The sequence below is a fragment of the Glycomyces sp. NPDC048151 genome (assembly GCF_043202775.1).
GTDB lineage: Bacteria > Actinomycetota > Actinomycetes > Mycobacteriales > Micromonosporaceae > Glycomyces.
Genome location: NZ_JBIDBB010000001.1, coordinates 535,438 through 558,864, shown reverse-complemented (window position 1 = coordinate 558,864; position 23,427 = coordinate 535,438). Strand labels below are relative to the sequence as shown.

Genomic DNA, 23,427 nt, shown 5'->3' with positions numbered 1-23,427 from the left:
CCGGCTCTTCGGAGCCGGGCCTTTCGGCTATCCGAGGACCGCGGCGAGCTCCGCTTCGAGGTAGGGGCCGAGGGTCCGGGCGTAGGTGTTGGTGAGGTGGGCGTCGTCGCGGTAGACGAGGACGTTGCCGACCACGGGCGGACAGGCGTCGGCCTCGCAGATGTAGTCGGTGAGGTCGATCTTGCTGACGCCTTCGGGGACCTGGAGGGCTTCGAACGCGCCTTCGTCGTAGTAGGAAGTGCGGTCCACAGTGCATTCGCCTGCGTCAGGGCCGTTGAGGTCCACGCAGAGCGGGATGTCGAAGCGGGGGCTCGGGGTGTCGCGGAGGACGGCGACGGCCGCGCCGGTGTCGAGCAGCTGCTCGTAGCGGTCGGTGTAGTCGGGGAAGGTCTCGTAGGCCTCGTAGCCGACCCGGGAGCCGTAGGTGAGGACGAGGTCGGGCGCGAGATCGCCGATCTCGGCGACGACCGCGTCGTTCCAGGCGGCGCAGGACCGGTAGCGCTCCTCGCCGAGGGCCTCCTGACCGGTCTCGATGATGCAGGCGTTCTTGGTGTACGCGACGACGTGCCAGTCCTGCGACTCGGCGGCGTCGAGCACGGCCGGGAGCCACTGCCAGATCTTGGAGCCGCCGTACATGACCACGGTGGCGGTGGCCTCCTCTGCGGCGGTAGCGCTGTGCACAAGTTCGCCTCCGGCGAAGTCGCACCGGACCGGCTCGTAGCCCTCCATGGTCTGGTTGCAGCGGCCCGAGAGCGCGGGGTCGTAGTCCTCTGCGGCGTCCAGTGTGGAGGGTGCAAAGGGGGCGTCGGGGACGTCGAGGCCTTCGGCGAGGGCGGCCGCGCCCGGGTACACCGAACTGTCGGCGACGGCTGCGGCGAGCCGGTCGCGTTCGAAGGAGACGTACCAGGTCAAGGCCGCGTACGAGGCGAGGACGAGGGCGAGGCAGGCCGCGCCGAGCGCGAACGCGCCGCGCTTGGTCCGGCCGAGCCCGGTCGCCGGGAGGCGCAGTTCGAGGGCCCAGCGGGTGGCCCAGGCGAGGAGGGTCGCGGCGGCGAGGACGCCGAGACCGCCTAGGAGCGTGGCCGTGTCGCGTCCGGTCGCGGTGAGATAGCAGATCAGGACGGGCCAGTGCCACAGGTAGAGCGTGTAGGAGAGGTCGCCGAGCCACTGCACGGGCCGCGTGTTCAGCAGGCGCCCGGCGCCGCCGCCGGGGCGCAGGGACGCGGCGGCGACGACCGCGCAGGCGGCGCCGACGGGCCAGAGCGCGGCGAGCCCGGGGAACTGGGTGCTGTCGAGGACGAACCCGGCGCCGAGGAGCACGGCGACGCCCGCCCAGCCGAGGAGCGCCGCAGTCCATTTCGCCTGCGGCGCATCGGGTTCCTTGAACGCGGTGCGCAGGCGCGGGAGGGCCAGCGCGAGGAGGCCGCCGGCGGCGAACTGCCAGAGGCGGGCGCGCAGGTCGAAGTAGGCGAAGGCTTGGTTGTGGGCGGTTTCCCACAGCGCGAACGCGAATGAGGCGGTGAAGACGAGGGCGAGGGCGGCGGTGAGGACGCGGGTGCGGCTTCGGCGGGTGCGGGCGGCGGTCCAGACGGCGGCGGCGATGAGGGCGGGCCAGAGGACGTAGAACTGGGCTTGGACGCCCATGGACCAGTAGTGCTGGACGATGCTCGCGCCGTTGTTGGAGGAGAGGTAGTCGACGGAGTGGAGTGCGAGGTTCCAGTTGCCGTAGTAGAGGGCGGAGGCGAGGATGTCGCCGAGCTGCTGGTTCCAGGTGGCGCGGGGGAGCCAGAGGACGGTGAGGAGGACGGTTGCGGCGGCGACGACGAGTGCGGGCGGGAAGATGCGGCGGACGATGCGGGCGGCGAAGGCGAGGGGTTGGACGGAGCCGGTGCGGTCGACTGAGCGGAGGAGGCTCGCGGTGATGAAGAAGCCGGAGAGGAGGAGGAAGACGTCGACGCCGCCGGAGACGCGGTCGAACCAGACGTGGTAGGCGGCGATGACGGCGATGGCGAGGCCGCGGAGGCCGTCGATCTCGCGCAGGCGCGGCGGGCGGGGGGCCGTGGCGGCGGGGCCGGGAGACGGAGGGGCGGTGGGCGCGGGGCCGGTGGCAGCGGTGGTGGGGGCCGCGGGGTCGGGGGCGGCGGCCGGGGCGGCGGCGGCTGAGGTGCTCGCGGGGTTGCTCATCGAACTCCGGGGAGGCGTGCGGGGGCGCGGCGTGAGGAGCGCCGTGCGGTGGTGCATCGAGGGTAGCCGCGGCGGGTTGCGGGGCGGCGGGAGGCAGGCGGCGGGGAGGGGAACGCGGCGGGTTGCGGATGCGGCGGGTCTCGGCGGTTCTTCGCATTTCGGGCATCCGCGGGCACCCCCGAACCGAGGGTCTCATGCGGGTGCGACACGGGGATCGGTGTCGTGGGCGCGGCGGGCCGGGCGGCTGACTGTCTGCCCGGCCGGGGGCGAACGCTCTTGCCGGTAAGTCAGTGAATGACCGGGGGCGGGAATGCGTTGACAGGCGGGGGTCGGCGGGACACAATATGCTTACCTTAACGATCGTTAAGGAACACTGTTCCGGCAAGGAGGCCGTGCCGTGGAATTCGGGGACTACCCGGCGGAGCGCGAGCGGATCGAGCGCGGCGGGGCCGACAAGTACCACCAGGCCGCGGCCGCCGCGGGCAAGTACCACGCGCGCGAACGCATCCGCCGCCTCTGCGACCCCGACTCCTTCCGCGAGGACAACCTCTGGGCCAACCCCGACCCGTCCCTCCCCGCGGACGGCGTCGTCGTCGGCACCGCGACCGTCCAGGGCCGCCCGATCCGCCTCGTCGCCAACGACTCCACCGTCAAGGCCGGGTCCTGGGGCGCCCGCACCGTGGAGAAGATCATCCGCACCGTCGAGGCCGCCCAGCTCGAGCAGCACCCGATCGTCTACCTCGTCGACTCCGCGGGCGCCCGCATCACCGACCAGGTCCAGCTCTTCCCCGGCCGCCGCGGCGCCGGGCGGATCTTCCACGAGCAGGTCCGCGCCTCCGGCCGCATCCCGCAGGCCTGCGCCCTGTTCGGCCCCAGCGCCGCGGGCGGCGCGTACATCCCGGCGTTCTGCGACATCGTCGCCATGGTCGACGGCAACGCCTCCATGTACCTCGGCAGCCCCCGCATGGTCGAGATGGTCACCGGCGAGAAGACCACCCTGGAGGACATGGGCGGCGCCCGCGTCCACTGCGAGCAGTCCGGCGTCGGGCACTTCCTGTGCCGCAACGAGGACGAGGCGATCGCGTCGGTCCGGCGCTGGCTGTCCTACCTGCCGTCGAACTGGACGCAGCCCGCGCCGGTGCGCGCGGCCCGGCCGCCGCTGCCGGTGGACCTCGCCTCGGTGGTCCCGGCGAGCGAGTCCGCGCCGTTCGACATGCACGCCTTCGTCGACGGCCTCGTCGACCGCGACTCGGTCCTGGAAGTCCAGGCCCGCTGGGCCGGGGAGCTCGTCACCGCGTTCGCCCGGCTCGACGGCAGGCCCCTCGGCATCGTCGCGAACAACTCGGCCGTGCGCGGCGGCGTCCTCTTCTCCGACTCCGCCGACAAGGCCGCCCGGTTCGTCGCCACCTGCGACGCGTTCAACGTGCCGCTGCTGTTCCTCGCCGACGTCCCCGGCTTCATGGTCGGCTCGGCCGTCGAGCACGGCGGCATCATCCGCCACGGCGCGAAGATGATCGCAGCCGTAGCCGAGGCGACGGTGCCGAAGCTGTGCGTCGTCGTCCGCAAGGCCTACGGCGCGGGCCTGTACGCCATGGCCGGACCCGCGTTCGGCTCCGACGCCACCCTCGCCCTCCCGACGGCGCGCATCGCCGTCATGGGCGCCGAAGCGGCCGTGAACGCCGTGTACGCCAACAAGATCGCCCAGATCGACGACCCCGCCCAGCGCGAGCAGTTCGTCGCCGACAAGCGGGCCGAGTACGAAGCCGACGTCGACCTGCGCAGGCTCGCAGGGGAACTCGTCGTCGACGACATCGTCGAGCCCGCACACCTCCGCGACGACCTCATCGCCCGATACCGCCGGCTGACCCACAAGGACCGCCGGTTCGCAGAACGCAGACACCCGATCACACCGGTGTAGGAGCACAGCCATGAAACTCGACCTCGAGCAGACCGAATTCGCCGCCGCCGTCCGCGCGTACGCCCAGGAGCACATCAAGCCCGTCATCGGCGACTTCTACGAACGCGGCGAGTTCCCCGCCGACCTCGTCCGCGGGCTCGGCAAACTCGGCGTCCTCGGCGTCACCCTCCCCGAGGAGCACGGCGGCGCCGGCGCCGGACTGTTCATGCTCGGCCTCGCCCTCGAGGAGATCGCCCGCATCGACGCCTCCGTCGCCGTCACCGTCGAAGCGTCGGTGACCCTCGGCGCCGAGGGCATCGCCCGCTACGGCACCCCCGAGCAGCAGACCAAATGGCTCCCGCGCCTCGCCGCGGGCCAGGGCCTGGTCGCGTTCGCGCTCACCGAGCCCGGCGGCGGCACCGACGCCGGGCACACCGACACCAAGGCCCGCCTGGAAGGCGGCGAATGGGTCATCGACGGCGCGAAGTGCTTCATCACCAACGCGGGCACCGAGATGACCGACCTCATCATCGCCACCGCCCAGACCGGCCCCGGCGAGGTCTCCTGCATCGCCGTCGAACCGGGCACCCCCGGGCTCGAGATCGGACCCGAGTACTCGAAGGTCGGCTGGCGCGCCTCCGACACCAGGCCCGTCTACTTCGACGGCTGCCGCGTCCCCGAGGCGAACCTCGTCGGCCAGCGCGGCCGCGGCTTCGTCCAGTTCCTGGAGCTGCTCGACGCGGGGCGGGTGGCGCTCGCGGCGCTGGCGACGGGTTCGGCGCAGGGCTGCCTGGACGAGGCGCTGGTGCACGCGAAGGAGCGGGAGGCGTTCGGGCGGCCGATCGCGGAGAACCAGTCGATCGCGTTCATGCTCGCGGACATGCGGCTGCGCGCGCACACGTCGCGGCTGGCGTGGCAGGACGCGGCGGTGAAGGCGGACGCGGGCGAGCCGTTCGGGACGGACGCGGCGCTGGCGAAGCTGCACGCGTCGCAGGCGGCGGTGGAGAACGCGCGGGAGGCGACGCAGATCTTCGGCGGGTACGGGTTCATGAACGAGACGCCGGTGGCGCGGGCGTGGCGCGACTGCAAGGTGCTGGAGATCGGGGAGGGCACGAACGAGGTGCAGCGCATGCTCATCGCGCGTTCGCTGGGGCTGTAGCGGCCGGGGTGGGCGCGGGGGTCTGTGAGCTTCCTGAGAACTTGATGAAGCTTCAACTAAAATCCTTGCTTTCCGCGCCCAACGCGTGACAAGCTCGGCATTCGGGCGTTAGCGTTGCGGCCGCAGGCGTCGCGACGCACGGCACCGGCTCGCAGGCAGCCAGGACCGGGCACGGCGCCCCTCAGCGCTAAGGAGCTTGACAATGACCGACACCAGGGCCGGATCCGATCTGGCGAAGCACGTGCTGGCCAAGGGCGTCAGCTCGCGGCGCGGCGTGATGTGCGGGCTGGCCGGGCTGGGGGCGGCGGGCGCGCTCGCGGCCTGCGGCACTGCCGAGTCCCCCAACGGCACCGAGTCGACGACGGGTTCGACCGACGCCGGGACCTCCGCGGAGGGCTCGACGGGCGGGACGGGGAGCACGGGGATCGCGGCGACCGCGGACGTGCCGGTGGGCGGCGGGATCGTCGTGGACGAGACGGTGATCGTGCAGCCGACCGCCGACGAGTTCCTGGCGTTCTCGGCGGTCTGCCCGCACCAGGGCGCGATCGTGGACGCCCCGGACGCGGACGGCAACATCGTCTGCCCCCGGCACCAGTCGACGTGGACGATCGACGGCGAGCTGGAGGAGGGCCCGGCGGAGACCGGTCTGTCCGCAGTGGAGATCACCGTGGAGGACGGCCAGATCTCGCTGGCTTAGGCATATGAGCGGCGGCGGCCGGGGAGCTTTCGCTTCCCGGCCGCTTTCGCGTCCGCGGCCCGCCTCTCCGGCGGGTCACTGTGGACGGTCTGCTACGTCAGGGCGTCGGCCGCGGCCGGGTCCGAGTCGCGCAGGAACTGGGCGCAGCGGGCGGCCTCGTCGGCCTCGCCGATCGCGGCCGCGGCGCGCGAGAGCTGGTGCAGGGACTTGAGGAACCCGCGGTTCGGCTTGTGGTCCCAGGGGATCGGGCCGTGGCCCTTCCAGCCGCTGCGGCGCAGCTGGTCGAGGCCGCGGTGGTAGCCGGTGCGCGCGAAGGCGTACGCGGCGACGTCGTCGCCCGACTCCAGGGCGTTCTTCGCCAGGCGCGCCCAGGCGGCGCAGAACCACGGGAAGCGGCGGACCGTGTCCTCGGGCGTGTGCTCGTCGAGGAACTTCCTGGCCTCGTCGTCCTCGGGCAGCTTCGTCGCCGGAGGCTGGGACATGAGATTCTGCGGAGCCAATACGCTGTCCTCACTCTAGGGTCGAGTCGCTGTGAAAAGCAGTCGGCCAAGCCTAACCCCGCGTTCGCGGCGTCCTCCACAGCCTGGTCGTCGTCGGCCTCCTGCGCGGCCTTGGGCGCGGTGAGGTGGACGGCGAGGGCGCCGAGGATCGCGGCGAGGAACGACGCGCAAAGGACGCCGATCTTGCCCTCGTCGGTGAGGAGCTGGGCGTCGCCGCCGCCGAACGCGAGCTCGGTGATGAACAGCGCCACCGTGAAGCCGATGCCGGCGACCATCGCGATCGCGGCGAGCAGCGGCCAGGTGGTGCCGGTGGGCATGCGGCCCCACCCGAGCTTGACGACGACCCACGTGACGGCGGTGATGCCGACGAGTTTGCCGACGACCAGGCCGAGGATGATGCCGAGCGTGACGGTGGAGGTGAGCGCGGTCGCGAACAGGTCGGAGGAGAGCGCGACGCCCGCGTTGGCGAGGGCGAACAGGGGGAGCACGACGAACGAGGAGAACCGGTGGTTGCGGGCCTGGATGCGCTCGGTCGGGGGCACGGCGTCGCGCGCGTACTTGACGAGCTGCTCGGTCTCCTCGGCGCTGAGGTGCCGGTCCTCGGCCATCTCCTGGGCTTTGGCGGTCGCCACCTGCGGGTCGAGGAGGGGCTTGGCGGAGATGATGAGGCCCATGACGACGCCCGCGATGGTCGCGTGGACGCCCGATTCGAGCATCGCGACCCACAGGAGCACGCCGATGACCAGGTAGACGGGCCCGGACCAGACGTTGAGGATCCGCAGGAGGATCGCGACGGCGACGAGGCCCCCGGCGACGGCGAGCCAGGACATCGACAGGTCGTCGGTGTAGAAGACGGCGATGACGGCGATCGCGCCGAGGTCGTCGACGATCGCGAGGGTGAGCAGGAAGATCCTTGCGGCCGAGGGGATGCGGGAGCCGAAGAGGGCGAGGACGCCGACGGCGAAGGCGATGTCGGTGGCCATGGGGATGCCCCAGCCGCCCGCTCCTTCGCCGCCCGCGTTCAGGGCCGCGTAGAGGAGCGCGGGGGCGGCCATGCCGCCGAGCGCGGCGGCGATCGGCGGGACCGCGTTGCGCGGGTTGGAGAGCTCCCCGGAGACGATCTCGCTCTTGATCTCGACGCCGACGACGAAGAAGAAGATGGCCATGAGGCCGTCGTTGATCCAGTCCTGCAGCGTGTGGTGGAGTTCGAAGTCCCCGAACGCGAACGTGATGTCGAGGCCCCACACGGCCTCGTAGGAGTCGGCCCACGGCGAGTTCGCCCACAGCATCGCGAGGACGGCGCAGACGACGAGCACGACGCCGGCGGCGGGTTCGATCTTGAGGAACTCGGCGGCGGGGCGGCCGACGTAGCGGGCGAGCGGGCGGCGCGAGTACAGGAATGCGGGCTCGTCCCGCCAGATCGGCGACTTCCAGGGTTCCTTCGACTGCGTCATGCGGGTGAGCCTATCGATGCGTCACGCAAAGCCGAGTCGGGTCGTCACTTTTCGGAGGCCCCGGCCACCGGCGCCGCCGCCTGCTCCGGCTCCCACACCTGGAGCCCGGTCAGGCCGGGCACCGAGTCGCGGGTGAACACCGGGTCGAGCCCGGCCTTGCGCTGCCGGTCGTAGTCGCGCAGCACCTTCACGGTGACGCCGGTGAGGCCGAGGACGGCGACGAGGTTGACGGTGGCCATGACGCCCATGGTCACGTCGGCGATGCTCCACACCGTCTGGAGGGACGCGACCGAGCCGACCAGGACCAGGCCCACGACGGCGACGCGCAGCGCCCCGACGGTCCAGCGGCTGTCGCGCAGGTACCGGACGCTCGTCTCGCCGTAGAAGTAGTTGCCGATCACCGACGTGAACGTGAAGAGCACCAGGATGAGCGCCATGACCTGCAGCGCCCAGCCGCCGAGCGCCGCGTCGACGCCGCGGGTGACGAGGTTGACGTCCGGGTCGCCGTACACCGGGTTCGTGGTGAGGATGATGAACGCCGAGATCGAGCAGATGAGGATCGTGTCGAAGTAGACGCCGAACGCCTGCGTCAGGCCCTGCTTCACCGGGTGGCTGACCGTGGCGGTCGCGCCCGCGTTCGGCGCCGAGCCCATGCCGCCCTCGTTGGAGAACATGCCGCGGCGCACGCCCTGGATGATCACGGTGCCGAGCGCGGCCCCGGCGAACTCCTCGATGCCGAACGCGGAGTTGAAGATGCTCGCGATCGCGCCGGGCAGCTCGTCGGCGTTGATGATGACGATCGCGGTGCCGAGCCCGAGGTAGACCAGGGCCATGACCGGGACGGCGAGCTGCGCGAAGTGCGCGATGCGCTGGAGCCCGCCGAAGACGACGACGGCGGTGACCGCGGCGAGGACCACCGCGATGACCCACGTGGTCGTCGAGCCGGTGTCGACGCCCATCCCGTCGAGGGAGTCGTTCACCGCGCCGGTGAACGTGTTGGCCTGCACCATGTTGAAGGAGAACGGGTACGTGAAGATGAGGACGACGGCGAAGACCGCGCCGAGCCAGGGCGCCTTCAGGCCGTGCTTCATGTAGTAGGACGGCCCGCCCTTGAAGCCCTCGGGGGTGCGCTCCTTGTAGACCTGCGCGAGCGTCGACTCCGCGAACGCGGTGGCGGCCACGGTGATCGCCATGATCCACATCCAGAAGACCGCGCCCGGCCCGCCGACGGCGATCGCCGTCGAGACGCCCACGATGTTGCCGGTGCCCACGCGGGCCGCCGAGGAGATCGCGAACGCCTGGAACGGGGAGACCTTCCGGTGGCCCTCGGTGCCCTCGCCCGGGTCCTCGCGCAGGCCCCGGATCATCTGCCCGAACAGCCGGAACTGCACGCCCCTGGTCAACACCAGGTAGAGCAGGCTCGTGGCGACGATGAGCGGGATGACCACCCAGGCCCAGTACCGGTCGTTCCAGGACAGCAGCAGGTCCACTTCGGGCTCCTTCGGTCAGGCGCGCAGGCGGGGCCTGCGGTCGGGCGGTCAGGCTCGTGGCCTGAACCTAGCGGTCCGCCGAGGGTGCTCGCTGGGATTCGCAGGCGAGGCGGCCCGATGACGATAACGGAGCAGAACAGGACAAGGCAAGGCAAAGCGATGGCCGTGACCGTATCGTCGCCGAAGCGCGACTAGAGCGCGACAGTCGCCGACCGCGCCGACGCCGCCGGGAGAGGGCTTGCGCCCCTTACGAACCCGCCTGACACTCGGGGCACAGGCCCCGGTAGGTGATCGAGGCGCGGGTGACGCTGAAGCCGTGGCGCTCGTCGCCGGGCAGCCAGTCGACCGGGTCGGCCATGGCGTGCACGTCCTTCATGAGACCGCAGCCCTCGCAGATGAGGTGGTGGTGCTCGTGGTCGGCGTTCGGGTCGTACCGCTTCGAACGGCCGTCGAGGGTGAGCTCAAGGACCTCGCCGAGCGCGACCATCTCGTTGAGCGTGTTGTAGACCGTGGCGCGGGAGAGCTCGGGCATGCGCTCGACGGCGCGCTCGAGGATCTCCTCGGCGGTGAAGTGCACGTGGGAGCCCTCAAGGGTCTCGGCGATGACACGTCGCTGAGGCGTGATGCGCCAGTTGTGGCGCCGTAGGCGGGTAACGAGGTCGCTCATGCTGTTCTCTCACGCGGTCGGGGCATTGGAATCCACTCTAGCAGGCGAAACGCTGTGGCACTCCTTACCTGGGACTGGTTCTTAGTTTAGAACTAGTCTAAGCTAGGATCCAGTCTCAGAACAAGTACAGCCGTGAACAGCTAGAGAGGGCCTGAGCCATGAGCGAGCAGTTCGACAACACTGCTGGGCCGCTGACCACCGAGTCCGGCGCGCCGATCTCCAACAACAACCAGAGCGAGGCCGCCGGCGTCGGCGGGCCCCTGCTCATCCAGGACCAGGTGCTGCTGGAGAAGCTCGCGCACTTCAACCGCGAGCGCATCCCCGAGCGCGTCGTCCACGCGCGCGGCGCGGGCGCCTACGGCACCTTCACCGTGACCGCCGACGTCACGAAGTACACGAAGGCGAAGTTCCTCTCCCAGGTGGGCAAGGAGACCGAGACGTTCCTGCGGTTCTCCACCGTCGCCGACTCCCTCGGCGGCGCCGACGCCCGCCGCGACCCGCGCGGCTGGGCCCTGAAGTTCTACACCGAAGAGGGCAACTACGACCTCGTCGGCAACAACACCCCGGTGTTCTTCATCCGCGACGCCATCAAGTTCCCCGACTTCATCCACACCCAGAAGCGCGACCCGTACACCGGTTCGCAGGAGGCCGACAACGTCTGGGACTTCTGGAGCCTCTCCCCCGAGTCGACCCACCAGGTCACCTGGCTGTTCGGCGACCGCGGCATCCCCGCGTCCTACCGCCACATGGACGGCTTCGGCTCCCACACCTTCCAGTGGGTCAACGAGGCCGGCGAGCAGTTCTGGGTGAAGTACCACTTCAAGACCGACCAGGGCATCAAGAACCTCACCCAGGACGAGGCCAACAAGCTCGCGGGCGAGGACCCCGACTCCCACCAGCGCGACCTGCGCGAGTCGATCGAGCGCGGCGAGTTCCCGTCCTGGACCGTGCAGGTGCAGATCATGCCCGCCGCCGAGGCCGCCGCCTACCGGTACAACCCGTTCGACCTCACCAAGGTGTGGCTCAACGAGGACTACCCGCGCATCACCATCGGCAAGCTCGAGCTCAACCGCAACCCGCAGAACATCTTCGCCGAGGTCGAGCAGTCGATCTTCTCCCCCGCGCACTTCGTGCCGGGCATCGGCCCCTCGCCCGACAAGATGCTCCAGGGCCGCCTGTTCGCCTACGGCGACGCGCACCGCTACCGCGTCGGCATCAACGCCGACCACCTGCCGGTGAACCGCCCGCACGCCACCGAGGCGCGCAACGGCAACCGCGACGGGCTGGGCTACGACGGCCGCCACGGCGGGCAGAAGAACTACGAGCCGAACTCGTTCGGCGGCCCGTACGAGACCGGCCAGCCCCTGTGGGGCCCGTCGCAGCTCAGCGGCCAGACCGGCGAGTGGGAGACCCCCAAGCACGCCGAGGACGACGACTACGTCCAGGCCGGCAAGCTCTACCGCCTCATGAGCGAGGACGAGCAGGACCGCCTCATCGCCAACCTCTCCGGGTTCATCGCGAAGGTCAGCCGCGACGACATCGCCGAGCGCGCCATCGCGAACTTCGCGAAGGCCGACGAGAACTACGGCAAGCGCCTCGCCGCCGCCGTGGCGGAGCTGCGCAAGTAAGAGCGTGGCGGAGCTGCGCAAGTAAGACGCCGAGAGCCTCGGGCCCACAGAAAGAAGCCGCCGGGCCCGCGGTTTTTCGACAACGACCCGCGCGCCGGCAGCCCCCTGTCGGAAGCGCCGGAGCACGGGTCACGCGCCCGGCCGGGGCCTTGGGAAGGGCACCCCGGCCGGGCCGCTTCGCGTTCCGGGCCCGAAGGCGGCCCGGAACGCGAAGCGGCCCGGCGGTGGTGCACCGCCGGGCCCGTCCGCTTCGCGGGGCTAGTCCTCCAGGACCCGCCCGCACTCGCCGCATTCCGGCGGCTTCTGCCGGGGCACCTCGATGAACTCCTCGGCCACGATCCACAGCATCCAGCGCCCGTCACTCTCGCGGTTGACGGTGATCGAGGTGATGTCGTCGCGGCTGGGCCGCTCCAGGCCCCACATGATGTCCAAGGGCGCCTTGTGCTTCGCGAGCTTCACCTCCCGGCCCTTCAGGTAGTACCCGGCGCGCGAGTACACCAGCTGCGTCTGCTCGCCGTGCTCCTTCGGCACCGGTTCACGGCTGCGGCCGTTGAGGAACGAGTGGTACTCGGTGTGGAGCTGCCGGGCGATCTGCTGCAGCGGCACCGACGAATAGACCTTGACCCAGCGGTTCGCGGGCTGGTTCTTCCACTTGGTGAGACGGGCCGAGATCTCGGCGTACGAGATCTTCTCCCCCTTCGCGCGCCATTCGCGCTGGAACACCGACAGCGACCAGTTGTACACGGCCCGAACCGCTTCGAGCGTCTCCTCCAGGTTCCGCCGCTGCTGCTCATCGGGGTCGAACGTATACTCGTAGCCGCGTTTCACCAAGTGGGTCATAGGCTTCGTCATGTCCATGACCTGTTGATATCAGACGATTACACACCGACACGTGTTCCTCACCTCATCGGCGTGTCTGCCAGCCGCGCGGCAAGTAACTTGGCGTGGTGCCCTTCGACATCGACCCCGGCCTGTTCGCCCTGCTCATCGCCGCGGCGATCTTCGCCGGATGGGTCGACGCGGTCGTCGGCGGCGGCGGCCTCATCCAACTCCCCGTGCTCCTGGTGGCCTTCCCCACAGCCCCCACCGCGCTCATGCTGGGCACGAACAAGATGGCGTCGGTCTTCGGGACCGCGACCTCCGCGATCGCCTACGCCCGCAAGATCAAACTCGAGCACCGGCTCCTGTGGCCCACCGTCGGCCTCGCCCTCCTCGGCTCCGGCGCCGGCGCGTTCGCGGCCCTCGCCGTCTCCTCGGAGGCGCTGAAACCCGTCATCATCGCCGTCCTCCTCGCCGTGCTCGTCCTCGTCGCCGCCAAACCCCAGCTCGGCCTCGAGGCACGCCCGGAACTGCGCACACGCTGGCGCGGCGTCGCCGTCCTCGTCGTCTGCGGCCTGCTCATCGCGTTCTACGACGGCATCATCGGCCCCGGCACCGGGATCTTCCTCGCCGTCGCGTTCACCACGATCTACGGCATGGACTTCCTCGCCGCGGCCGCCCACACGAAAGTGGTCAACGTGACCACCAACCTCGGCGCGCTCGTCGTCTTCGCGCTGCAGGACAACATCTGGTGGCTCCTGGGCGCCGTCATGGGCCTGGGCACCATGCTCGGCGCCTGGTTCGGCGCCCACACCGCGATGTCCAAGGGCAGCAAGTTCGTGCGCGCCGTCCTCGTCGTCGTCGTCCTCGCGCTCCTGGCCCGGCTGAGCTGGGACGTCTGGAAAGCCTGGAACTAAGGGTTCACGGCCAGGAACAGGTACGCCGCCAGCAACACCAGGTGCACCCCGCCCTGCAGGCGCGTCGCCCGCCCCGGCACCACCGTCAGGACGCTCACGACCACAGTGAGGCCCAGCAGCACGATCTCCGTCGAACCCAGGCCCAGCAGCAGCGGGCCGTCCATCCAGAACGACGCCACCGCGATCACCGGGATCGTCAAACCGATCGAGGCGATCGCCGAACCGTAGCCCAGGTTGATGCTCGTCTGGATGCGCTGGCGCGTCGCCGCCCGGATCGCCGCGATCGACTCCGGCAGCAGCACCAGCAGCGCGATCGCCACGCCCACCGACGAGGCCGGGAACCCGGCCGCGAGCACGCCCGCCTTGATCGCCGGGGACTCCATCTTCGCCAGGCCGACCACGCCCACCAGCGCGACCAGCAGCATGATCAAGCTCAGCAGGGCGGTCCTCCCGCTCGGCGGGTCCGCGTGGTCGTCCTCGCGGATCGCACGGCCCTCCTCGGTGACCGGGAGGAAGAAGTCGCGGTGCCGCAGCGTCTGCGTGAACACGAACAGGCCGTACAGCGACAACGACGCCAGCGCCGCGAACACCAGCTGGGACGTGGAGTACTCCGGGCCCGACTCGCTCGTCGTGAACGTCGGCAGGACCAGGCCGAGGGTCGCGAGCGTCGCCACCGTCGCGAGCGCCGCGCCCGAGCCCTCCGGGTTGAAGTGCGTGAACCCGAACTTGAGCGCGCCCACCAGGAGCGCGATGCCGATGATGCCGTTCGTGGTGATCATGACCGCCGCGAACACGGTGTCGCGGGCGAGCGTCGAGGCGTCGTCGCCGCCAGCGGCCATCACCGTGACGATCAACGCCACCTCGATGACCGTGACCGCGACGGCCAGCACGAGCGACCCGTACGGTTCGCCGACGCGGTGGGCGACGACCTCCGCGTGGTGCACGGCCGCGAGCACCGTCGCGATGAGCGCCACCGCCGCGAGGACGACCCAGAACGCGCCGAGGTCCCGGCCCCAGACCGCGGCCAGCACCGCCATCCCCAGGATCGGTGCGATGACGGTCCAGGAGAGCAGCGGGTTTCTCGTGACGGCGGCCATGGGCGCATGGTTTCACAAACGGGCGGCCCGACAGTGCATGTTCACAGATCGGATGGAACCGCCCACAAACCGTTGATCGTCCCCATTGTCCCTGGCAGCATTGGAGGGTCGCGCCGCCGGACGGTACTCCCGCCCGGAACCGGTGCCCGCTAGGCTCATGTCATGACCGGCAACGACATCCGCGCCGCCGTCGAACGGCTCCGCGCCCACTACGCCACCGGCCGCACCAAGCCCCTCCCGTGGCGGCTGGAGCAGCTCAAGGGCCTCGACAGGATGGTGCGCGAAGCCGGGGACGAACTCGCCGACGCGCTGCGCGCCGACCTCGGCAAAGCCGCCCCCGAGTCGTTCCTCGCCGAGATCGACTTCGTCGCCGCCGAAGTGCGGGCCCTGCGCAAGCACCTGCGGACCTGGTTCCGGCCCAAGCGGGTCTACACGCCCCCGCACCTGCAGCCCGCGAAGGCGTACGTGCTGCGCGAACCGCTCGGCGTCGTCACCGTCATCGGGCCGTTCAACTACCCCGTGCAGCTGCTCCTGGCGCCGCTCGCGGGCGCGCTGGCCTGCGGGAACGCGGTCGTCGTGAAGCCGAGCGAGGCCGCGAACACGACCGCGGCCGTCCTCGAGCGGCTCATCGGCGAGTACCTCGACCCCGACGCAGTCGCCGTCGTCCAGGGCGGGCCCAAGGCGACCGAGGCGCTCCTGGCCGAACGGGTCGACCACATCTTCTTCACAGGGTCGGCGCGCGTGGGGCGGATCGTCGCCAAGGCCGCGGCCGAGCACCTGACGCCCGTCACGCTCGAACTGGGCGGCAAGAGCCCCGCGATCGTCGAACCCGGCGCGGACCTGGCGACCGCGGCGCGGCGCATCGCCTGGGGCAAGTTCATGAACGCCGGGCAGACGTGCATCGCCCCCGACTACGTGCTCGCCGTCGACGGCACCGGCCCCGAGCTGGAGAAGCACCTCGCCGAGGCCGTCCGGGAGATGTACGGGCACGCGCCCGCCGACAGCCCCGACTACGGCCGCATCATCGACCACCGCGCGTACGACCGGCTCGCGCCGTTCCTCGACGAGGGCCGCCTCGTGTGCGGCGGCGGGCGCAACCGGGACGAGAAATACATCGCGCCGACCGTGCTCGCCGACATCACCCCCGACGACGCGGTCATGGGCGAGGAGGTGTTCGGGCCGATCCTGCCGATCCTCGCCGTCGACACCCTCGACGACGCGATCGCGTTCGTCAACAAGGGCGAGAAGCCGCTCGCGCTGTACGCGTTCACCGGCTCGGACCTGACGCGCCGCAAGATCCTCACGCGCACCTCCTCCGGCGCCGTCGGGTTCAACGTCCCGATGGCGCACATCGACGTCCCGGGCCTGCCGTTCGGCGGGGTCGGGCACTCCGGGCTCGGCGCGTACCACGGGAAGGCGTCCATCGAGACGTTCAGCCACGCGAAGTCGGTACTGGACAAGCCGCTCGCGCCCGACACGCTGAAGGTCGTGTACCCGCCGTTCACCGCGATCAAGGAGCAGGTGCTGCGGCGCCTGCGCTGACTCAGCCGCTCGCGAGGTGCGCGTTGACGACGCCGAGCAGCCGGAACAGCTCCCGGCGCTCGGCCCCGCTCAGCGGCGCCAGGATCCGCTCGTTGACCCCTTCGAGGACCGCGTCCAGTTCGGCGAGGCGCTTCCCGCCCGGGCCGGTGATCGTGATGACGTTGCGGCGCTTGTCGGCCGGGTCCGGGTCGCGGCGGATCAGGCCCGCACCCTCGAGCTCGTTGAGGACCGCGACGAGGTCGCTGCGGTAGACGCGGGTGCGGTCCGACAGCTGCGACTGGCTCGCCGGGCCCAGCTCGGCCAGCGCGGCGAGCACGACGTAGTGGTCCTTGCGGGCGCCGACGTCGGCGAGGGCGCCGCCGGAGACCTTGCCCATCTGCGCGCTCGTCATGCCCGTGAGGCGCTGGATCTGGCGTTTGAGGCGCTCGGGCGTCGCGTCGCCCTGGTCGAACCGCAGTTCAGCGTCGGTGTCCATGGGACCACCCTACCCGAGCGGCGTTAGCGCCACTAACGATGCGGTTCCCCGGCCGGGGACGGAAAAGAGCCCTGGCCGGTGTCGCCACCGGCCAGGGCCCATACCCCTCGAAGACAAGTCTGCAAAGATCATACCAACCCGCTTGCGCGCGCTAGCGCAGGGCCGGTTCGCACTGAACACGCACGCTCCCAAGCGAACTGTGGGAAACAGCCAACCTCTTGAATCCACTGAGGACTAGAGGTACCGCCAGCAGACCGTGTACGCGTGATCCGGGAAATCCGAGTTCTCCCACGTACTCCACCCGTCGTCACCGCACCACTCCAGGTTCTCGTACTCGTTCACCCGGCCCGTCACATACGTGTTCGCACTCCCGCAGTCAGCGAAGTAGAACAGCGCCGTCCCCGCATCCGGATCCCCCGACATCGACATGCAGTCGTCCTGCACCGCATACCCCATGTCGTCCGGATAGATCATCTTCAGACACAGCACCACGTCCAGATACTCATACCCGGTCGTGAACGTGTAGTTCTGGTTGTAGTACACCGACTCCGAGCACGACGCCGGATCACTCACGCCCTCAAGGCGCTCCAGCACCTCGAACGCGCCCTCCTGGCAGTCCAGCGGATACCACTCCGAAACCGAGTCGTTCGGGCCGTACACGCACTCGCCGACCTCAGCGTGGTACGCGTCCCCGTTCGGGTGCAGGTAACTCAGGCACAGCACCAGGTTCCCCGCCGACGACGACACACTCGTCGTCATGTCGTCCACCGCATCGCACGACGCCAGATCCGTGGTGTCGTAATAGATGTCGACGACCTCGAAACTCCCGTCCTCGCAATCCGAAGGCTCCAGGTCAGCGGTCGTCGCATCCCCGTAGTCCCAGAAGCAGTCGCCCACCACCGCGCCGGCCACCGGATCCGTCTCCGTCTCGACCGGGTCCGTCTCCGGATCGGTCTCCTCGCCGCCCAGACCCGAATCCTCACCGTCGGAGGACTCGTCCGACGAGACGCCCTCGCTCAGGGCCGCATCCGGATCCTCCCCGCCTTCACCACCCAGGTTCGGCAGGATCACGATCAGCGCGATCACCACGACCGCCACCACCGCGAGCGCCGCGTACAGCATCGTCCGGTCCGGCTGCCGCCCCTGCGGCGGCAGATACGGGCCCCCCGGAGGCAGCACCGGCCCGCCCGCCGGAGCGAACCCCGGACCAGCAGGCGCATACCCCGGCGCGACCGGCGAATACTGCTGCGGCGCAGACGGATACCCGCCGGGAGGCACCGGCGAATAGGCGACCGTCGACGGCTCAGAAAGCCCCGCCTGCGGCTGCGCCGCGACGAAACCGGGACCGAACACCACGACCGTCCGGTTCGGACGCACCTGCGTGTCCCAGCCGTGGCGGCGCGCCAGGTCGGCGACCTCGGCGCGCTGGCGCTGCTCGACCGCGGCGATCGCGGGCGGCCAGGGCGCGGCGAGGGGCTCCCCGATGCGCAGGACCAGCTCGGCGGCGGTGACGCGCTCCTGCGGCTGCTTGCGGACGCACGGCTCGACGAGATAGCGCAGGGCCTCCGGCAACCGGTCCAGGCCGGGATCGCCGTTCACGACCCGGTTCATGATCTCGTACAGCGCCTCGGCGTCGAAGGGGTTCGCGCCGGTGGCCGCGGTGATCACGGTGGTGCCCAAGGAGAACAGGTCGGACGCGGGACCGATGTCCTGGCGTGCGATCTGCTCGGGCGACATGAACGCGGGCGCGCCGATGAGCGCGCCTGTCTGGGTGATCGAGGCCTCGCCGCCCGCCTCCTCCATGGCGCGGGCGATCCCGAAGTCGATGAGGCGCACGCCGTCGTCGGTGAGGATCACGTTGGAGGGCTTGAGGTCCCGGTGCACGACGCCGAAGGAGTGGATCTCGGCGAGCGCGGAGGCGAGCCCGTGCATCAACCGCCGCGCCGACGCTTCGTCCAAGGGTCCGTTGGCGCTCAGGGCCTCCGCGAGGGTCGGCCCGTGGAAGAACTCGGAAGCGAGCCAAGGCGAGGGGGCGTGCTCGTCGGAGGCCAGCACCCCTGCCGTCCAGCGGCTCGCGGCCACCTCCCGGGAGGTGATGACCTCGCGGCGGAACCGGTACCGGAACTGCGGGTCGTGCATGAGGTGGGGGCGCATGACCTTGAGCGCCACCAGCTGCCCGTCGCCGGCGGCGGCGAGGAGGACGCGGCCCATGCCGCCCTCGCCGAGTTCGGCGAGTACCCGGTACGGCCCGACCTCCCGCGGGTCGTCGGCGCGGAGTGGCTTCATGCGACGGCTCCTGAATTCGGCGGTTCCCAATGATGCGCAACGCTAGAACCCCCCGTCACAACTCTGTCATGACGAGCCGACGCCTATATCCCCGTTTCAGGCCAGGTCGCGGTCACCCGAACCGGCGGAGCACGACCGTGATCTCGTTCCGGTTGTGCCGCAGCTGCCTCGCGAACTCGATGTCGTACTCGGCGCCGAGGATCGCGAAGGCCTCGTCGATCTGCTCGAGCACGCGGTGGCTGCCGGTCTTCAGCGTCGTGACGGCGACGCCGAAGGACTTGAGGAGCCGCGCGGAGTCGACCATGAGGCGGCTGGAGCGGTCGGGGCTCATCTTCATGTCGTTGACGATCAGATCGAACCGCTCATCGCTCTCCCGCAGGAAGTTCCCGGCAGTGGTCCGGACATGGACCACCCCGGGCAGCTCCAGGACCCGCGCATCGAGGTCCCCTGGGTCCACGGCGGTGGTCCGATACCCCCGCCCGGCAAGAATCCGAGTCCACCCGCCGGGAGCGGCCCCGTAGTCGAGAGCGGCGCCCTTCGGGTCGATCCCCTCGTCGATCGGGAAGACCTTGAACAGCTCCTCGAGCTTGAACTCCGCGCGGGAGACCTGCTCGGGCGACTTCGAAAGCCGCACCTCCCCGCCGGGCCAGGAGGAAAGGCTGTCCGACACACGGTTCACCCCGACGATCGCGGTCTTAGGCGTAAAGCAAACTGAGACGACGACCGAACCCCCCGCCCGGGTGACGGAATACCCCCGCTCGGAAAGCACCCGTGAAGCCCCGGCCCAGGCGTCCTGCTGGCTGAACTTGTACGACGTCTTGCCGCTCAACCAGATCTGCAGCGAGACCTCGTCACCGACCGCCTGCTCCCGAAGCGCCGAGTCGACCAGGTCGACGACCGCCTCCAAACCCTCGGCGGCATGGTCGTATTCAGCTACGACATCCGTCAGATGCCGGGGAAAGACAAGGGGCACCCGCCGAGCAAGCAGAGCCAGATCCCTGACACCAGTGCGTTCGGCCTCCAGAACCGCCGACTCCTCACCGACCCGCCGGACCTCGACGACGTCCTCGACATGACGGAGCAGCTCGTCCTTGGCGACCGGCCAGGAATCGGCCGCCATCGAAAGCAGCGTCTTACGTGTCGCCATGCGGGCAGCCCCTCGAGGTCGCGCGGACGCCCGCCGCGTCTGGGGACGTTCGCGAACAGTGTATTCATCGGCCCGCCGGCGCCGGCCGAGCAAAAAGAATCCCCGCCACCGGGACGCGAGTCCTGGTAAACGGGGATCGATCTGGTGGCCAGGGCCGGGATCGAACCGGCGACCTACCGCTTTTCAGGCGGTCGCTCGTACCAACTGAGCTACCTGGCCAGGAGGCGCGTCATGTGCGCACCGCCGTGAACACTGTACAGCACCCCCGGTCACACGCTCCATGCGGTATTGCCGCCGACGTGACCCCGGCCCCTGCCCGCCCCCGGTCCTGCCGCCGCCCCCGCGCCACGCCCCTGAACAGGCCGAACCCAAGGGCCGCAACCCCTTCCGGAGGCGTGATCACGGCCACTGGAGGACGCGGGTAGCGTAATGGGACCCGACCCCCGAGGAGGTTTCTGTGACCCGACTCGCTGCCATCCCACCCATGGGCTGGAACTCATGGGACGTGTTCGGAACCTCGGTCACCGAGGCCGAGACCCGCGCCAACGCCGCCTTCATCGCCGAGCACATGGCCGGGCACGGCTGGGAGTACGTGGTCGTCGACATCCAGTGGTACGACCCCGCGGCCCGCGCCGGCGGCTACAACCTCGGAACCCGCCTCACCCTCGACGAGTACGGCCTCCCCCAGCCCGCCCCCAACCGCTTCCCCTCCGCCGCGGGCGGCGCCGGGTTCAAACCCCTCGCCGACTACGTCCACTCCCTGGGCCTGAAGTTCGGCGTCCACATCCTCCGCGGAGTCCCCCGCCAGGCCGTCGCCGCCGACACCCCCATCAAGGGCAGCGAGTACTCAGCCGCGCAGATCCCCGACCGCGAGCGGGTCTCCTCCTGGATCGACGACAACTGGGGCATCGACCACTCCCACCCCGGCGGCCAGGCCTACTACGACGCGCTCGTCCGCCAGTTCGCCGACTGGGGCGTCGACTACATCAAGGCCGACGACATGATCGCCCCCTACTGGGAGGACGAGGTCGAGGCCTTCTGGCACGCGGTCGACCGCGCCGACCGCGACATCGTGCTCAGCCTCTCCCCCGGCATGAGCCTCTCCACCGAACACGCCCAGCACCTCCAGGCCCACTCCCACCTGTGGCGCATCTCCGCGGACCTGTGGGACCGCTGGCGCGACATCGACGCCCAGTTCGACCTCCTCCGCGACTGGGCCCCCTTCGCGGGCCCCGGCCACTGGCCCGACGCCGACATGCTCCCCCTGGGCCACATGGGCATCCGCGCCGAAGTCGGCGAGCCCCGCCAGAGCCTGCTCACCCCCGACGAGCAGCAGACCATGCTCACCCTGTGGTGCATCGCCCGCTCGCCGCTCATGGTCGGCGCCGACCTGCCCACGTCGAGCGCTGAAACGATCGAACTGCTCACCAACCCCGAAGTCCTCGCGGCCCAACGGCACCCCGCCGGGGCCCGGGAGGTCTGGCGCGAGGGGCGGCACGTGGCCTGGGCCTCGGAGGACGGCGCCTTCGCGGCCGTCTTCAACCGGGGCGCCGAGGCTGCCGAGCTGCAGCTGCCGTGGGCCTCACTGGGACTGGACCAGCCGGCCGAGGTGCGGGACTGCTGGAGCCGCTCGGACATCGTGCCCGGCGATCACCTGCGGGCGAAGCTCCAGCCCCATAGCGCGGCGCTGTTCCGCCTGTCCTGAGCGGCCGTCGGCCCGGGGCCGTTGCGCCCCAGCGGTAGTCGTGCTGCGACCGCCGCGTCGGCGGCCGGTGTGCAGTGGTTGCAGTAGTCGTGCTGCGGGCGGCCGGTGTGCGGTGGTTGCGGTACTCGTGTTGCGGGCGGCCGGGCTGGTGTGCCCGGCCGCCCGCTGGCGTTCCTCCATGGAGGAGGTGTGGCCCGTGCGGGGACCGCGCGCGGGTGGGTTCCCGCGCGCGGTCTCGGTATGGCGACGTTCGCGATACCCTTTGTGTCGCCGCCATCCCGCAAGGCCAGATGGCTTTTTTGTATCAAGGCTGACACTCTCCGTGAGCTACCCGCAACAAGAAGTTTTTGCCTGTGGATAACTTTCGCCCGAACCGCGTCCACACCGCACACAGCCTTGTGGATCGAGGCGGCGGTGCTGGTCTCACGGTTCATTCGGCGCATGTACCAACGGTGTCACGGCCCGTAGCCATCTGTCGACTGCGAGTTTCCTTCGTGTGGATAACTTTGTGGATCGCGGTCGCGCCGCAGGTCAGGCACTTGCAGCCGCTTCCGGTTCGGTCATCCACTGGACCAGCTGGATGATGACGCCGTTCGGGTCCGCGGTCTGGAAGTAGCGCTCTCCCCATTCCTCGGTCTCGATGGGCGTGGTGATCGCGACACCCTCGGACTTGACGCGCTCGTACTCGGCGTCGATGTCGTCGACGACGAAGGCGAGGAGGAGGCCGTCGGCGTGGCCCTTCGCGCTTTCGGGCTTGAAGGTGGGCAGGCCGGTCTTTAGGAAGATGACATTGAAGCCGGCGTCTGGGCGGGAGAGCGAGACGAAGCCTTCGGCGGCCATGTCCTCCTCGAAGCCGTAGTGGCGCTTGAGGAACTCGGCCGAGGCGGTCGGGTCGGCGACATTGAGCGAGACGGCGGACGAGGTGATGCGCATGTGCGGCTCCTTTTCTTCGTACGTTGTATATTGTACAACGTACGTCGTACGGCGTACAAGTTCGTCGGATAGGATTCTTCCGTGACTGCCGCCACTGACGCACCGAAACCGAACCTGCTCGAACTGCTCTGGAGGGCCGCCCCGGAGACCGGGCGCGGGCCCCGCAAGCAGCTGACCGTCGACGAGGTCGTCGCCGCGGCGATCGGGCTCGCAGATGCCGAAGGGCTGGAAGCGGTCACGGTGCGCCGCCTCGCGCAGGAGCTGGGCAAGGCCCCGATGACGCTCTATACGTACGTGCCGGGGAAGAGCGAGCTCGTCGCCCTCATGCTCGACTCGCTGTTCGAGCGGATGGAGCAGACGGCCGAAGACGGGCCCTGGCGGTCCCGGCTCGCCTCCGTGGCGCGGGACAACTACACGCTCTACCGGTCGCATCCGTGGGCGGCGGCCGCCTCGCCGAGCAGGCCGCCGCTCGGGCCCGGCCAGTGCGCCAAGTACGAGCATGAGCTGCGGGCGCTGGAGGGCCTGGGGCTCAGCGACGTCGAGATGGACGACGCCCTGGCCTACCTGCTCGCCTTCGTGCGCACCGCCGCGCAGGACGCCGCCCAGTCCGACGCCGAGCGCGCGGCCAGCGGCATCGACGACCAGGAGTGGTGGGAGGCCAACGGGCCGCTCCTCGCGAAGGTCCTCGACACCGAGCGCTTCCCGACCGCCGTGCGCGTCGGCCAAGCCGCGGGCGAGGCCCACGACGCCGCTTACAACGCTGAGCACGCGTTCGAGTTCGGGCTCGCCCGGACCCTCGACGGGCTCGCGGTGATCATCGAGCGGTAGCC

At 70.2% G+C, this 23,427-nt stretch carries 18 protein-coding genes, 1 tRNA gene and 1 pseudogene; 8 read left to right on the top strand and 12 right to left on the bottom strand.

Annotated elements, in window-relative coordinates; all coding sequences use genetic code 11:
* Positions 1-27 precede the first annotated feature (27 nt).
* Positions 28-2,184: an acyltransferase family protein gene (locus ACGGCP_RS02590; RefSeq protein ID WP_392960005.1), complete on the bottom strand. Its 2,157-nt coding sequence runs from the start codon at positions 2,182-2,184 to the stop codon at positions 28-30.
* 397 nt (positions 2,185-2,581) lie between these two features.
* On the opposite strand from ACGGCP_RS02590, the gene ACGGCP_RS02585 reads away from it, so the two are divergent.
* The 3 genes from ACGGCP_RS02585 (at position 2,582) to ACGGCP_RS02575 (ending at position 5,937) form a co-directional block, all read left to right on the top strand.
* Positions 2,582-4,102: an acyl-CoA carboxylase subunit beta gene (locus ACGGCP_RS02585; RefSeq protein WP_392960002.1), complete on the top strand. Its 1,521-nt coding sequence runs from the start codon at positions 2,582-2,584 to the stop codon at positions 4,100-4,102.
* Positions 4,103-4,112: 10 nt separating this feature from the next.
* On the top strand, positions 4,113-5,240 hold the full coding sequence (locus tag ACGGCP_RS02580; RefSeq protein WP_392960000.1) for an acyl-CoA dehydrogenase family protein: 1,128 nt from the start codon (positions 4,113-4,115) through the stop codon (positions 5,238-5,240).
* Between the two features lie 202 nt (positions 5,241-5,442).
* On the top strand, positions 5,443-5,937 hold the full coding sequence (locus ACGGCP_RS02575) for a Rieske (2Fe-2S) protein (protein WP_392959997.1): 495 nt from the start codon (positions 5,443-5,445) through the stop codon (positions 5,935-5,937).
* Positions 5,938-6,029: 92 nt separating this feature from the next.
* On the opposite strand, the gene ACGGCP_RS02570 is transcribed toward ACGGCP_RS02575, so the two are convergent.
* The 4 genes and pseudogenes from ACGGCP_RS02570 to ACGGCP_RS02555 form a co-directional block, all read right to left on the bottom strand.
* Positions 6,030-6,419, bottom strand: a complete 390-nt coding sequence (locus tag ACGGCP_RS02570) for a DUF3151 domain-containing protein (RefSeq protein ID WP_392960429.1) — start codon at positions 6,417-6,419, stop codon at positions 6,030-6,032.
* Between the two features lie 164 nt (positions 6,420-6,583).
* Positions 6,584-7,891 (bottom strand): annotated as a pseudogene (gene nhaA / locus ACGGCP_RS02565) (Na+/H+ antiporter NhaA); the annotation flags it as partial.
* A 44-nt stretch (positions 7,892-7,935) separates the two neighbouring features.
* Positions 7,936-9,381 carry an alanine/glycine:cation symporter family protein gene (locus tag ACGGCP_RS02560; RefSeq protein WP_392959995.1) on the bottom strand — a complete coding sequence of 482 codons (1,446 nt, stop codon included), beginning with the start codon at positions 9,379-9,381 and terminating at the stop codon, positions 7,936-7,938.
* Positions 9,382-9,628: 247 nt separating this feature from the next.
* Positions 9,629-10,048 (bottom strand): Fur family transcriptional regulator, encoded by a 420-nt coding sequence (locus tag ACGGCP_RS02555; RefSeq protein WP_392959992.1) that lies wholly within the window; start codon positions 10,046-10,048, stop codon positions 9,629-9,631.
* A 158-nt stretch (positions 10,049-10,206) separates the two neighbouring features.
* Between ACGGCP_RS02555 and ACGGCP_RS02550 the strand changes: the two genes are divergently transcribed.
* On the top strand, positions 10,207-11,676 hold the full coding sequence (locus tag ACGGCP_RS02550; RefSeq protein ID WP_392959989.1) for a catalase: 1,470 nt from the start codon (positions 10,207-10,209) through the stop codon (positions 11,674-11,676).
* A gap of 258 nt (positions 11,677-11,934) precedes the next feature.
* Here ACGGCP_RS02550 and ACGGCP_RS02545 read toward each other — a convergent pair whose 3' ends face one another.
* Positions 11,935-12,534, bottom strand: coding sequence for a helix-turn-helix domain-containing protein (locus ACGGCP_RS02545; RefSeq protein ID WP_392959986.1), 600 nt, complete (start codon positions 12,532-12,534; stop codon positions 11,935-11,937).
* 101 nt (positions 12,535-12,635) lie between these two features.
* Here ACGGCP_RS02545 and ACGGCP_RS02540 point away from each other — a divergent pair, with 101 nt between their 5' ends.
* On the top strand, positions 12,636-13,412 hold the full coding sequence (locus tag ACGGCP_RS02540) for a sulfite exporter TauE/SafE family protein (protein WP_392960427.1): 777 nt from the start codon (positions 12,636-12,638) through the stop codon (positions 13,410-13,412).
* Here the strand turns inward: ACGGCP_RS02540 and ACGGCP_RS02535 are convergent.
* Entirely contained in the window at positions 13,409-14,509 is a 1,101-nt protein-coding gene (locus ACGGCP_RS02535) for a calcium:proton antiporter (protein ID WP_392959984.1), read from the bottom strand. The two genes, ACGGCP_RS02540 and ACGGCP_RS02535, sit on opposite strands and share 4 nt — an antisense overlap.
* Before the next feature lie 162 nt (positions 14,510-14,671).
* Here ACGGCP_RS02535 and ACGGCP_RS02530 point away from each other — a divergent pair, with 162 nt between their 5' ends.
* Entirely contained in the window at positions 14,672-16,051 is a 1,380-nt protein-coding gene (locus tag ACGGCP_RS02530) for an aldehyde dehydrogenase family protein (RefSeq protein WP_392959982.1), read from the top strand.
* Position 16,052: 1 nt separating this feature from the next.
* On the opposite strand, the gene ACGGCP_RS02525 is transcribed toward ACGGCP_RS02530, so the two are convergent.
* The 4 genes from ACGGCP_RS02525 to ACGGCP_RS02510 all read right to left on the bottom strand — a co-directional run bounded on the left by ACGGCP_RS02525 (position 16,053) and on the right by ACGGCP_RS02510 (position 20,178).
* Positions 16,053-16,526: a MarR family winged helix-turn-helix transcriptional regulator gene (locus ACGGCP_RS02525; RefSeq protein ID WP_392959979.1), complete on the bottom strand. Its 474-nt coding sequence runs from the start codon at positions 16,524-16,526 to the stop codon at positions 16,053-16,055.
* Positions 16,527-16,760: 234 nt separating this feature from the next.
* Positions 16,761-18,812 carry a serine/threonine protein kinase gene (locus ACGGCP_RS02520; protein WP_392959976.1) on the bottom strand — a complete coding sequence of 684 codons (2,052 nt, stop codon included), beginning with the start codon at positions 18,810-18,812 and terminating at the stop codon, positions 16,761-16,763.
* Positions 18,813-18,924: 112 nt separating this feature from the next.
* Positions 18,925-19,959, bottom strand: a complete 1,035-nt coding sequence (locus ACGGCP_RS02515) for an SAM-dependent methyltransferase (protein WP_392959973.1) — start codon at positions 19,957-19,959, stop codon at positions 18,925-18,927.
* 142 nt (positions 19,960-20,101) lie between these two features.
* Positions 20,102-20,178: transfer RNA gene (locus ACGGCP_RS02510), tRNA-Phe, on the bottom strand.
* 238 nt (positions 20,179-20,416) lie between these two features.
* On the opposite strand from ACGGCP_RS02510, the gene ACGGCP_RS02505 reads away from it, so the two are divergent.
* The gene (locus tag ACGGCP_RS02505) at positions 20,417-21,664 is read left to right on the top strand and encodes a glycoside hydrolase family 27 protein (protein ID WP_392959970.1); all 1,248 of its coding nucleotides are present in this window, start codon (positions 20,417-20,419) and stop codon (positions 21,662-21,664) included.
* A 531-nt stretch (positions 21,665-22,195) separates the two neighbouring features.
* Here ACGGCP_RS02505 and ACGGCP_RS02500 read toward each other — a convergent pair.
* Complete coding sequence (locus tag ACGGCP_RS02500; RefSeq protein ID WP_392959967.1) at positions 22,196-22,597, bottom strand: VOC family protein; 402 nt, start codon at positions 22,595-22,597, stop codon at positions 22,196-22,198.
* Positions 22,598-22,678: 81 nt separating this feature from the next.
* Between ACGGCP_RS02500 and ACGGCP_RS02495 the strand changes: the two genes are divergently transcribed.
* Positions 22,679-23,425 carry a TetR/AcrR family transcriptional regulator gene (locus ACGGCP_RS02495; RefSeq protein WP_392959964.1) on the top strand — a complete coding sequence of 249 codons (747 nt, stop codon included), beginning with the start codon at positions 22,679-22,681 and terminating at the stop codon, positions 23,423-23,425.
* Positions 23,426-23,427: the final 2 nt, after the last annotated feature.

Excerpts from the sequence above, each read along its gene's own strand:
- ACGGCP_RS02570 (WP_392960429.1), bottom strand. The coding sequence starts at position 6,419 with ATGTCCCAGCCTCCGGCGACGAAGCTGCCCGAGGACGACGAGGCCAGG.
- ACGGCP_RS02590 (WP_392960005.1), bottom strand. The coding sequence starts at position 2,184 with ATGAGCAACCCCGCGAGCACCTCAGCCGCCGCCGCCCCGGCCGCCGCC.
- ACGGCP_RS02520 (WP_392959976.1), bottom strand. The coding sequence starts at position 18,812 with ATGAAGCCACTCCGCGCCGACGACCCGCGGGAGGTCGGGCCGTACCGG.
- ACGGCP_RS02500 (WP_392959967.1), bottom strand. The coding sequence starts at position 22,597 with ATGCGCATCACCTCGTCCGCCGTCTCGCTCAATGTCGCCGACCCGACC.
- ACGGCP_RS02550 (WP_392959989.1), top strand. The coding sequence starts at position 10,207 with ATGAGCGAGCAGTTCGACAACACTGCTGGGCCGCTGACCACCGAGTCC.
- ACGGCP_RS02580 (WP_392960000.1), top strand. The coding sequence starts at position 4,113 with ATGAAACTCGACCTCGAGCAGACCGAATTCGCCGCCGCCGTCCGCGCG.
- ACGGCP_RS02545 (WP_392959986.1), bottom strand. The coding sequence starts at position 12,534 with ATGGACATGACGAAGCCTATGACCCACTTGGTGAAACGCGGCTACGAG.
- ACGGCP_RS02575 (WP_392959997.1), top strand. The coding sequence starts at position 5,443 with ATGACCGACACCAGGGCCGGATCCGATCTGGCGAAGCACGTGCTGGCC.
- ACGGCP_RS02515 (WP_392959973.1), bottom strand. The coding sequence starts at position 19,959 with ATGGCGACACGTAAGACGCTGCTTTCGATGGCGGCCGATTCCTGGCCG.
- ACGGCP_RS02525 (WP_392959979.1), bottom strand. The coding sequence starts at position 16,526 with ATGGACACCGACGCTGAACTGCGGTTCGACCAGGGCGACGCGACGCCC.
- ACGGCP_RS02530 (WP_392959982.1), top strand. The coding sequence starts at position 14,672 with ATGACCGGCAACGACATCCGCGCCGCCGTCGAACGGCTCCGCGCCCAC.
- ACGGCP_RS02555 (WP_392959992.1), bottom strand. The coding sequence starts at position 10,048 with ATGAGCGACCTCGTTACCCGCCTACGGCGCCACAACTGGCGCATCACG.
- ACGGCP_RS02535 (WP_392959984.1), bottom strand. The coding sequence starts at position 14,509 with ATGGCCGCCGTCACGAGAAACCCGCTGCTCTCCTGGACCGTCATCGCA.